At 40.5% G+C, this 11,443-nt stretch carries 10 protein-coding genes; 6 read left to right on the top strand and 4 right to left on the bottom strand.

What is annotated here, in order from left to right; genetic code table 11:
* Positions 1-109 precede the first annotated feature (109 nt).
* On the bottom strand, positions 110-304 hold the full coding sequence (locus DFR58_RS03000) for a helix-turn-helix transcriptional regulator (protein ID WP_114296339.1): 195 nt from the start codon (positions 302-304) through the stop codon (positions 110-112).
* An 8-nt stretch (positions 305-312) separates the two neighbouring features.
* Positions 313-675 carry a hypothetical protein gene (locus DFR58_RS22095; protein ID WP_207659104.1) on the bottom strand — a complete coding sequence of 121 codons (363 nt, stop codon included), beginning with the start codon at positions 673-675 and terminating at the stop codon, positions 313-315.
* Positions 676-956: 281 nt separating this feature from the next.
* Here DFR58_RS22095 and DFR58_RS03010 point away from each other — a divergent pair, with 281 nt between their 5' ends.
* Both DFR58_RS03010 and DFR58_RS03015 read left to right on the top strand, forming a co-directional pair.
* Entirely contained in the window at positions 957-2,780 is a 1,824-nt protein-coding gene (locus tag DFR58_RS03010; protein WP_114296340.1) for a hypothetical protein, read from the top strand.
* 304 nt (positions 2,781-3,084) lie between these two features.
* Complete coding sequence (locus DFR58_RS03015; RefSeq protein WP_242987367.1) at positions 3,085-3,990, top strand: dockerin type I domain-containing protein; 906 nt, start codon at positions 3,085-3,087, stop codon at positions 3,988-3,990.
* A gap of 176 nt (positions 3,991-4,166) precedes the next feature.
* Here the strand turns inward: DFR58_RS03015 and DFR58_RS03020 are convergent, their stop codons facing one another.
* Positions 4,167-5,852, bottom strand: a complete 1,686-nt coding sequence (locus DFR58_RS03020; RefSeq protein ID WP_170138007.1) for an endo-1,4-beta-xylanase — start codon at positions 5,850-5,852, stop codon at positions 4,167-4,169.
* A gap of 400 nt (positions 5,853-6,252) precedes the next feature.
* Between DFR58_RS03020 and DFR58_RS03025 the strand changes: the two genes are divergently transcribed.
* Positions 6,253-7,002, top strand: coding sequence for a GNAT family N-acetyltransferase (locus tag DFR58_RS03025; protein WP_114296341.1), 750 nt, complete (start codon positions 6,253-6,255; stop codon positions 7,000-7,002).
* A 195-nt stretch (positions 7,003-7,197) separates the two neighbouring features.
* Positions 7,198-7,542, top strand: coding sequence for an ASCH domain-containing protein (locus tag DFR58_RS03030; protein ID WP_114296342.1), 345 nt, complete (start codon positions 7,198-7,200; stop codon positions 7,540-7,542).
* A 216-nt stretch (positions 7,543-7,758) separates the two neighbouring features.
* Here DFR58_RS03030 and DFR58_RS03035 read toward each other — a convergent pair whose 3' ends face one another.
* On the bottom strand, positions 7,759-8,961 hold the full coding sequence (locus DFR58_RS03035; RefSeq protein ID WP_114296343.1) for an amidohydrolase family protein: 1,203 nt from the start codon (positions 8,959-8,961) through the stop codon (positions 7,759-7,761).
* Between the two features lie 345 nt (positions 8,962-9,306).
* On the opposite strand from DFR58_RS03035, the gene DFR58_RS03040 reads away from it, so the two are divergent.
* On the top strand, positions 9,307-9,885 hold the full coding sequence (locus tag DFR58_RS03040; protein ID WP_114296344.1) for a hypothetical protein: 579 nt from the start codon (positions 9,307-9,309) through the stop codon (positions 9,883-9,885).
* A 56-nt stretch (positions 9,886-9,941) separates the two neighbouring features.
* Positions 9,942-11,408: a hypothetical protein gene (locus DFR58_RS03045; protein WP_114296345.1), complete on the top strand. Its 1,467-nt coding sequence runs from the start codon at positions 9,942-9,944 to the stop codon at positions 11,406-11,408.
* The last annotated feature ends 35 nt before the right edge of the window (positions 11,409-11,443 follow it).

Raw genomic sequence — 11,443 nt, forward strand, 5'->3', positions numbered from 1 at the left:
GTACATACTGTAAATAATTGTCAAATAGTATGGTAATCTACTGCTAAATTTAATATAAATACAATTAACATTTTTTGCTATTTTAGCACAGTCTGACGTCCCCAAATTTTTAATCCTCCAATTCAAATATGTCTTCAATGGGAGTGTTTAGTAATCTCCCCAGTTTCATCGCCAATTCAAGTGTTGGATTATATTTATTATTTTCAATAGCAATAATGGTTTGGCGAGAAACGCCTAGCTCTTTAGCCATGTCCTCTTGCCTCAAACCACGTTCTTTTCGTAATTGTTTGATAATATTCTTCATCGTTAATCCTATCTATTGAAAAGAAGAATGAAACTTCCCAAGGCTACGATAATAGCAGCAACTATTATTGTGACCATCACTACTTTCCCAAAAGAGCTTTTGTTTTCTTCTTCTGCTTCTTCTACATCAATCATTCGTTGCCGGAAAAACAATTGCGAAAAAATTAATACTAAGTTCTGAGACATTAATAGAAAAGAGGGTGTTAAATTTAATGGTTCATTGAAACGATACACTTTGTAACTTTCATATAATGACCAAGCAATTAAGAATAACAATGTGTACATCCATGCCAAACGTATTGATTTTAACTGTATGCTTTTTTCCATTTCATCAGCCTTTGTAAATCCTAACTTGCTAAAAAAACTTTTCATGATGAGCCTCCTGAATGTTAAATGTTCTTTATATATTCAATATAGCATCTGCTTATAGAAATGTCAAGAAGTCTTAACATTTTTGTCAATTCTCTTAGGTAGGGTCTGTAAAATAGGAAAGTGAAAGGGAGCGTTCCTGTGACTATGATTATTAACCTTGTTTTAAACATTTAGCTCCTTCCAAATGCTAGAATACAAAGAAAAGAGAAGACATCCATAAATCTGCAATACCCCGTCTTATAATATTAGGATGCTTTAAGGTGAAATGAGGGGGAAATATTATGTATCAGTCAAACCGGCTCTATAAAGCTTTAATTTTCGCTCTGGCATGTGTTATATTGTTGTCGGCCTGCTCGAATTCAAGGGAATTAGCAACGCCTTCAAGCAATCCAATATTGGCAGCTCGAAGTGCGGCCCAAAATGCTTCCGATTTTTCTTCCTTGCATGTAAAGTATATTATTATTAGAGACATTCAGCATCAGCAGGAGATTGAGCAAAAAAACCCCGGTATCGTAAACGAGTTTTTGCAGTTTTTAGGAGAACAAAAATATTCAAAGTCCCGGGACAAATGGAGCGACGAGTATTCCGTAAAGCTGATGGGGAAGGACGACAAGCAGGTGCTGGAAATCTTCTTCAGCCCAAGAACGGTGACTCTGGACAGTAATATCGGTTTTGGAGATACCATGCTTGAGAAGGGTACATATGAGGTTCCAGGATGGATTACTGCATATCTTAAAAGCTACTATGACGGGCAGGTGCTAAACCCCTCAAACATTAAGCTTCCAGCCGTACTGAAAATTAATGGGGATATTGCGGGATGGGAACTGGCTGATAAAGGGAGTACAAAAATCAACCTTTACGATGTGGTTCCCAGATTAAATGATATTGTCAATAATAGTATTGCAGGCAGGGACTACGAAATTACAGCATATAAAACAGTATATGATCCGACTGAGATGGAGTCGGAGGCAGAATTGATGAAAAGCCGGAACAGGTGCATTTCTATTAATTTTGACACAAGTGAAAATTTTCTGGAAATTGATTCAAGTGATGACTTTAAAAGCTATGCAAAGGCTGCGGGTATGATAATAGCTTGTTTGAAGGATGAGCCGTATATTTACAGCATTCTGACGGATCAGATGATTTTTACGGTAAGGGTAGATAAGGAGCTGGACAGGCAATTTAATCAGCTTTTTGAGTTAAATGCTTCTACTGTGCACCGTGTGACGCCCGATGAAATAAAGGCTCTATCCGACAGCAGGAACCCGAATTTTATGGAATATGTAAGCAAAAATCTAGGGCTTGACGGCATTGAATTGCGGCCTGATTACAGTTTTAAAATAGAATCGGTAGAGTCCGGCAGCGGCCAGCTTTATAAGCTACTGGACTTCACGGACAGCTATACTACCAGACTTCTGATATTCAGGAACATTCCCGGCAAGCAGGCAGACTACATTGGAAATGTAGATATAAAAGGCTGGGGAGATAATATAGGGTATAAAATAAAAAAGCTGGGGAATAAAACCTTTGTTGTGGCGGAAAAGAATCTGATGGGGCATGGCACGGGCTTTCTGGCATGGTTCCAGGACTGGTACCTGATTGAAAATGATACTGTGAAGGCCGTACTCAGTATACCAAGCATATATGAACAAGGTGAAGCTTACGGGTTCAATCTGGAGCTAAAGGATCTTAAAATAAAAAGCGCTCGGGGGCTAAGCCTTACGGCAAGCTATAATTTATCAAAATATTATGATCTAAAGCTGCCGATTGCCGATGAATACGGGTATGTGACCGTAAAAGCAGCGGACAAGCAGGTGGAATTTGTCTGGGACGACACCCGGGAGTGCTTTGCTTCAAAATACAGGTTTGACGACCGGGGTATATGGGATTTTATATCCGATTCCCCCGAGATCACGAATCAATGCGGCAAAATATTTGATAAATACCATGTTCAGCTGGAGAACGATATTACAGCGATTTTATCGGGGCCCGAGGATGCAAAACGGTGGAAAGTAAGGCCCTATGAGGCGTTTTTAAAGGATTGCAAGCCGGACGAGAAAAAAGAACGTTCAATAAGGAAGCTGATGGAAGCATATCCTGAATGATTCTCCAATTACATAAAAAAGGGGACGCTACTGTTTTTTTAAGCATCTTTAATAAAACAGGAGCGTCCCCAATAGGCACTACTAATTTACAAATGGCCCAATTATTGCACTATTGTTATGACTGTTGTATAATAAATATTAGAGGGTGACATACTGATTACATTTTTATTAACTTAATAGTACTATGGCATTTAGGAAAGAAATGTCTTCCGGAATAATTTCTTTCCACTGCCAATCTAACAAAGTACTATTAAGACGCGTACATTGAGGTATGCTGCTAAAATATTTAAGGAGGTAATGTTAAGTGTACAAATTAAGAGCAAAGCTTCAGAAAATGCTGATTTCAGCCTTGGTGCTCAGTGTTGTTACAGGGATTTTTTCATTTTCAGTGCCGAGTGCAGCGGCGGCAAGTCCGATAAAAATAATGCCGGTTGGCGATTCCTGCACCGAGGGTATGGGAGATCCAAATATGGGCTCATACCGTACCGACCTGTACAGCCATTATAAAAATGCAGGTCTCAGTATTGATTTTGTCGGTTCAAATCAAAGGGGACCGAGTACCTTACCCGACAGGGATAATGAAGGCCATTCCGGATGGACCATTCCACAGGTAGCAAGTAATATCAACAACTGGCTTAATACTTATAATCCGGATGTAGTACTGTTATGGATCGGCGGAAACGATATCCTTATTGGAGGAGGCGTAAATGCTACCGGGCTTAGCAACCTGATAGACCAGATCACAAACCTCAAGCCCAACATAAAATTATTTGTATCCGATTATTATCCGTGGCCTGATATAGTCAAGCCATACAATGAGCTTATTCCAGGAATAGTGAAGCAGAAGGCCGATGCCGGCAAGAGCGTTTATTTCGTTAAGCTGAGCAGTGTGGATTTTATAAAAAGTTCTGATCTTTCATCGGACAACCTGCACTTGAATACTACAGGCTACAGCAAAATAGCAAAAATATGGTATGACAGTACAATCTCGGTTTTAAAGTCCATGTCTGAGCCTGAAACTTTGTATGGGGATTTGAACGGCGACAAAAAGATAGATTCTACAGACCTTTCCCTGCTTAAGAGATATCTTCTGGGCCTCATTACGGAGTTCAGCGTTCCGAGCAGCATGGCGGATGTGGATAAAAACGGGTCGATAAATTCCACTGATTATGCAATGCTTAAGAAAAACCTGCTGCAAACCGGGAGCTGATTTTTCCGCCGGTACGGATCAGCTTTTTACTGCTCCCTTTCATAAATTTTCGGCCAATGCGGCTGTCTGGTCTTTATCCTGACAAGCTGCATTGGCCGAAAAATATTAGAGCTTCAAGTCATTCTGTCCTTTCTCATATTGCTCTGCTATTTTCTTTGAAAGAAAATTCGCGTGTTTTATTTTAAAGCGTTTATCAGTGAATTATATGCCGGCTTGGGATTGTAATTGCTGTCAAATATTAAGGCATCGCCGTATCCTGAGAAGGTTCCGGGAATCCATGAGTGTTTGTCGGTAAAGCCCCAGAGTACAAAAGTGGTGCAATTGGGGTTTGACAGGCATATTTTCATCAAATCGCCGTAATTGTTTGCCTGGGTCTGGTAAGCGCTGCTGTCTGCCGGCAGCTTTATGCGGATATCCACCTCTGTAAGTGAAACCTTAAGCCCTATTGCGGCATAGCGTTTTATGTTCTTATCTATATTGGACAGGTAGGAGGAGGACATTCCGTTAATGAAGTGACTCTGGAAGCCTACTCCGTCAATAGGAATACCTCTGGATTTCATATCGCTCAAGATCGCATAGGCCTTGTCTGCTTTTGCGCTGCCCATATCCTCAATATTGTAATCATTGTAGAAAAGGAGTGCGTCAGGATCGGCCTCTCTGGCATACTTAAATGCATAGTCCAGATAATCGTCGCCTATTACCCTTCTCCAGATTGACTCTCCTCTCAGCCCGCTGCCGTTGTCGGCAATACACTCGTTGGCAACATCCCATTCCTTAATTTTCCCTTTATAGTGTGCCATTACTTTGGAAATGTGGTTTTTCATGGCTGCAAGGAGTGTATCCCTTGTCCAGTTGCCGTTAGTAATCCAGGAGGGATTCTGTGCATGCCATACTAAGGTGTGGCCGCGCATTGCCATACCGTTTGACTGAGCATAGCTGAGCAGTTGGTCGGGCCTTGAAAAATTGAAGCTGTTCTGCTGAGGTTCAAGAGCGTCAAATTTCATTTCATTTTCGCATACAAGCATACTGAATTCTCTTTGCAAAGTGTCCTTAAATTTTGCGTCGGGATTGGAATAAAAATTGCTTCCCACAGCAGTCCCTATAAGCATTCCTTTTTTTGCAGCCAGCGCGCGCAGCGATTGCACTGTAGGAGTATCCTCCAGAGAAAATACGAACCAATCGATATTGATAGCACCGGTGAATTTCAGGTACAGGCTGTGCTTGCCGGTAATTTTGGTCAGAGTGCAGACCTTCTCCTGATACTGGTCATAGCTTCCGGTATTCACAGATGACAACGTGCCTGCAAGAGTGCCTGTGGGACTGTCCAGACGTATCTCCACAGAAGAACCGCTTGAGCTTGCCACACTTGCAGAAAAAGTGTTTGCGCCGTTCCCGAAGTCTACGTTCTGATAGACGGCATAGTTGCCGTTTTCTATGTAGCCCAGGCCTTTTCCGCCATTTACCGTATCAATAGTCTTTATAGTAGTAGATTGAATACTGTCATACGCCTCGGCCTCAATCCGTGAAAAGGCACTTTTCCCGGTCTGACCGTAGGGGAGTGTGGTTATTTTTTCGAGAAGGTATTGTACCATGATGGAGCAGTCGGTGGTATTTACGCTTCCGTCCACATTCAAGTCAGCCGCGGCTTTTCCCTGAGAATAAGGGAAGTCGTCAATGAGTCCGAGTACGTATTGCTTCATTAATGCATTGTCGGTGGAATTTACCTTTCCGTCACCGTTTACGTCTCCATACATCAGGGTATCTGCCTGCACCGCAATCCCCGACGACATCACGAAGCATAGGATCATGGAAACGCATAGCAATAAAGAGGCACACCTTTTAAGCCCTTTCGTCTTTTTCATACTTTTAGCTCCTTATAATTTATTTTTTACATAAGTGCACTTATATAAATAATTATATCACATAAATGCTTGTATTCAACAAAAATGCACAAAAAAGGAAGGGGGTTTATTCCAATTTTAGTGACATTCCTTCAAATAATAAAAAAGGGTAGAGGATGCTCCTGCTTTTTCAATGCTTATAGCGGTAATGTTTACTTTATACAAATATATGCATATGTAATGAAGGTTTTACTCTAAGGTATATAACCAAAAAAACAGGAGCGTCCCCAGGAAAATAAAAAAGACTATACTGTTCAATTGTGGGAGGACAAGGTATAATGATCAGTAGATGGGGATGTTATTGAAGCAGGGAGTATTTAGTTTGTTATAAACTTTATATTAATATGAAGCGAGGGTATACATGAATACTGATTTTGTAAACTTAACAGCAGAAAACCTTGCAGGTGAGCATTTATGCTGTATTATCCGCAGCAGAAAGCCCCATCAGGGTATTGACGCAAAGCGGCAATGGCTTTCAGACCGGCTGAAGGAAGGCCATGTCTTTAGAAAGCTAAATGCAAGGGCTACGGTTTTTATTGAATATGCCCCTCTTGAAACAGCTTGGGTTCCCGTAATCGGTGACAACTATTATTATCTGTATTGCTTATGGGTTTCTGGCAGTCACAAAGGAGATGGTTATGGGAAATTGCTGATGGAGTATTGCTTGGCCGATGCCAAAGAAAGGGGTAAATCCGGCATTTGTATGCTTGGAGCAAAAAAACAAAAATCTTGGCTTTCTGACCAAGCATTTGCGAAGAAGTTTGGCTTTGAGGTTGTGGATACTACCGATAATGGATATGAATTGCTTGCACTTTCTTTTGACGGAACAACACCAAGGTTTGCGCAAAATGCTAAAAACCAAAAAATTGAAAGCAAGGAGCTAACAATTTATTATGATATGCAATGCCCCTATGTCTATCAAAATATTGAGATGATAAAACAGTATTGTGAAATGAATGACGTTGCTGTATCTTTAATTCAAGTGGATACGCTGCAAAAAGCAAAGGAATTGCCTTGTGTTTTCAATAACTGGGGCGTGTTTTATAAAGGAAATTTTGAGACGGTGAATTTGTTGAATGCTGACTACTTAAAGAGAATACTCAAAAAATGAAAAGTAATTATTGTTACTGCTATTTCCAAAAGACCCAAAAACCAGTGAATATGTTCCCTTGAACGGACGATTACCATGAAATCAATACTGTCCTCTCAGGCCACGTTGAGGTCGTAGCGAGGTTGGAGAGAAAATGATCAGGATGAAGGATGGAACATTGGTCACAGCTATACAACAGGAAGTGGGTAGAAGATAATGAAACATTACATGGATTTGTATCCATCTCCATTCGAGAAGATTGCAAATGGAGAGAAGACGATAGAATTGAGACTTAATGATGAAAAGAGGCAGCTTATTAATATCGGCGATGAAATTGAATTTACCAATATAACTGATTCGGTTTCAAAATTATACGTACGGGTTACTGATATTTACAAATTCTCCACATTTGAAGAATTGTATTCACAATTACCTTTGGACAAGTGTGGCTACAAACCCCATGAATTATCAAAAGCCAGTCCAAATGATATGGATTTTTATTATTCTGAAGAAGAACAATTGAAATATGAAGCATTGGGCATAAAGTTAGAGTTGATATGATCAAGGTATAGTTGGGGACACTCCTGTTTATTTAAGCAGCTTTAATGCATTAACCCAAATGGGATAGGCATAAGGCAAGCCGGAGGCCGACTTCTCTTTCTGCTATGCATGAAGCGGACTGCCGAAAAACTGAGGCAAAAACAGGAGTAGGGGCAGACCTATGTGTCTGCCCTAGTATCTGCCCCTGCGATTTCTTTTTCTCTTGGTCTGTTTTTTTTAGTCCCCGTTTTTCAGAAATTTATTGGGGTTTGTGAGCATAAGAGTATCCATATCTTTATTTCCAAATATATTTAAGAAATTTTGGAAGTATTTATTCAGCTCCACATTTAATTCCGTCATAACATAGTCCGTACCGAACATAAGCCTTTCTTTCACTATTTCTTCATTATCCCAATAGCTTTTGGCCTCAAGCAATGACTTGGTATCAGTATAGCAGGATATATCTGCATATACATTTTTATATGTTTTCATAAGGGATATAATGGTATCCTGCCAGCCCTCTCCGCCAACCCCAAAATGTGCGAAATCAATTATAAGATCGGGATAATCTTTAAGAACATTTTTCCATTGCGCCGGATTGACGTAATCCCCATATTTCCAGTCATCCCAAGGGGGAAAGCCTCCGTTGCTTGTATGTACTATAATAGGTACACCGTTTTTCTGGCAGTAGTCATATAACGGCTTCATATCCTTATTATCGGGATGATAGCCCAGTCTGGTGTATAGCTTTATACCGGAAAAGGGCTTGCCTTTACCTGTGTAATTATTCACAAGACTCATTATTCCTGGCCTTCTGGGATCGAAGGCAAGAAAGGGGAACAATGTTTTGGGGTATAAAAGCTTCATGGCATTCAGTGCCAGAAACTGTGCAAGATATCCCGGTGACATGAAAGCAAGTCCAAAATCATACTTTTCAGCTTCAGAATTAAGATTATCGGCATTTTCAAGCGAATTAATATAGCTGTTGATTTGTGCTTCGGGCAATTTGCCGCTCATGCCTGATATGTAAGCCTTTACCTTACCCAATATTATATCTGCGGCTTCTTCTTTTGAAATATTGAGGCAATCTGGACTCTCTTCTGCGCAGTGTCTGCTGTTGAGAATCCCATCAAACATGTAAAATATGTCCATCATTAAGGGAGCGACACAGATTGTCTCATCTTTGGAAAACACCTCTTTGAAGCTTTGCTGTATGTGATAGTACTGAGTAGCTGGATCACCCTTTAAAACAACTAGAGCATCAAATACCTTTTTTAGGTAATGCCAAATATCCTCTATCCGGCCTTGGGATGTTTTGCTATTTGCTTCACCGAATACAGATGTAAAAAGGTAGTATATTGCCATAGGCTGTGCTTCTTGAAACACATAGTCAAGATTGAACAGATGACAATGGACGTCAAACCGCTTTGAAGTATTCATTTTTCCTCCTGTTAATATGATATTTTATCTCTGATTTACACCGCAAACTTACTTAAAATAATAATTCGCCAATATATACGAATATCCTGCAAAATGTCAAAAAAATTACATTTTTAGCAGGAGATGCTGATGCTGTTTGTTAAATTTTAAGGAGCGTCCTCGTTTTTTGAATGCAGAGCGATTTACATAAAAAGTTATGCGTATGCGATGCAATGCGGCAATTAGAAGCTTTTTTTACACTTGTTTAATTGACTATTGCACAAAAGTTATGTAATATAATTATGTTACATAACTTTTGTGCGTGTAATATAATATTTGAGGCTAAAATGTTTTGGTGGTGTGTGAATGAAAAAGATTCTGAGTATTGTAATTGTCGTGTTGATGATTATTACCGCTCTGTCGGTGTATGTTATGAACATGATGGGAGATAGAATTATCGCCCAGATGATAGAGAGTGAATTGTCTTCATTTGACACGAATAGTTTGCCAGGTAATTCCGAAGAAATAAAAAAAGGCACTTCTTCAGATGATTCGGGTAATGCAAATGAGAGAGGTGGCGAAAAAAATCACGGCCGGGAGATGACCGAAGGCCTCTGGCAGGAGGGAAGGGACGGGCAGAGTAAACCGGCGGCGGAAACGGACGGCAATAAGCCTTCTCACAGCGGAAGCTCTAAAAAAGAGGTAAAGATTACTGTGGAAGAGATTAATGAAATAAAGGATAAGATAACGTTTTCGGACAAAATGACTGCGGCCTCTCTGGTTATGAAAAAGCTTACTGCCGACGATATTAATCTTCTCAAAGATATGCTGGGGAGCGGGCTTAGCGATGATGAGAAGAGGGAGGCTAAGAAAATTGCCTATAGCAGATTTGATGAAGAAGAAATAAAGAGGGTCAAGGAGATTTACCATAAGTATATGGATTAGAAGGGTGTCGCTAGGGCGGCTCAAACCTAAAGGTGCAATTGTGAGGGGGATGGAAGTTGGAGAATTCGGATCTAAAGGACAAGCTTGAGGTAATATTGAAAACAGATGCCGCAACGGTATCCCGGACAGATGTATCACTGAGGGATATTCTTGAGGCAATAATCAAGCATAGGTGGATTATTTTCGCGGTCACTGTAATGTGTGTCCTGACTGTAGCAATAGTGGGAACGCTTTTCTCACCTCATACAGGTCAGGTAACGGCCATGATTGAATTCAATTTTGATGGGATCGAAAAAGGACTTGATCCTTATGGCAAGAGCTTTGATGTAAGTAAGATAAAAGCTCCTGTGGTAATTGACATGGTGGTGAAGAGCCTTGAGCTTGACAAACGCGGAATATCTGCCGACTTAATAAGGACAAATATCAGAATAGAGCCGGTAATACCGGGAGGTATTACCGAGAAAATAAAGCAGCTTGAGGAGGCAAAGAAACAGAACATAGAGGGGCTTCAGAATTTTACATATTACCCTAGCGTATACCTCATAAGCCTTGATATTCCAAAAGACTCCGGAGTGGATAAGCTTGGGGCGATTGAAATAATGAATGAGATTATAAAGCAGTACAGGGAGTATTTTTACTTAAATTACTCGGATAGAAATGTACTGTCAAATGCATTGGTAAGCATTGATTATGACGAATACGACTATCCGGAGATTACCGATATTATACACGGACAGCTTGACATAATAACAAGCTATGTAAGCGCTAAGCAGAGGGAGAGCGAAGCGGGAGATTTCAGATCAAAACAGACGGGACTTGCGTTCAGTGATATTGTTAAGTCTATTGATGTGATAAAGAGGGTTGATTTGAGCAAGGTAGAGTCGGTGATAAATGAGTATAATCTCACAAAGAACAGGGATAGGCTTATAGGACTGTATCAGTACAAGGTAAGGATGGCGGAGCTGGAAAATGTTAAGAAGGAAGACGAATCCAGAGTATTGAATGATGCGCTCAATAAATACGAGAGACAAAAAAATATTATAATGATGCCTAATATGGCTGGAGAGCAAGCTCAGACGGCGGGTGGCATAGAGATAGGCTCCTCCGATAAGTACTACAGCGAATTGGCAGGCAAGGCCGCAGATGCGGGTGTGAATGCCAGAAACTCCTTTCATAGTGCCGAGTATTATAAGCAAAGGATCGACAGACTTGTTAATGGTAATGTATCGCCTGAGCTCAAGCAGGCGGGAGAAAAGTATATTGTTTCATTATTGCCGGGTTTGAAGGATAAGGTTGAAAGTTGGATTAAGCTTACCAACGATACTGTTTCAGAGTATTATGAGATGCAGCTTTACAGTACGGCCATGAGTAGCATATCTCCTGCCGAGTATAAAGGAATAGTTAACAAAATGAGCCTTCCTGTGGCGGCAGCTTTGGGAGTGGGGCTTATATTGGGGCTGCTGATTGCTTTTTTAAGAGAGTACTGGGCAAGAAGTGCAGCTAAAACGACCGGCGGCGCTTGAATATTATGCCGGGGAGCCGAAAGGGAGAATAAAAC

Origin of the sequence: Anaerobacterium chartisolvens, assembly GCF_003337415.1 — a bacterium.
Classification (GTDB): Bacteria; Bacillota; Clostridia; order Acetivibrionales; family DSM-27016; genus Anaerobacterium; species Anaerobacterium chartisolvens.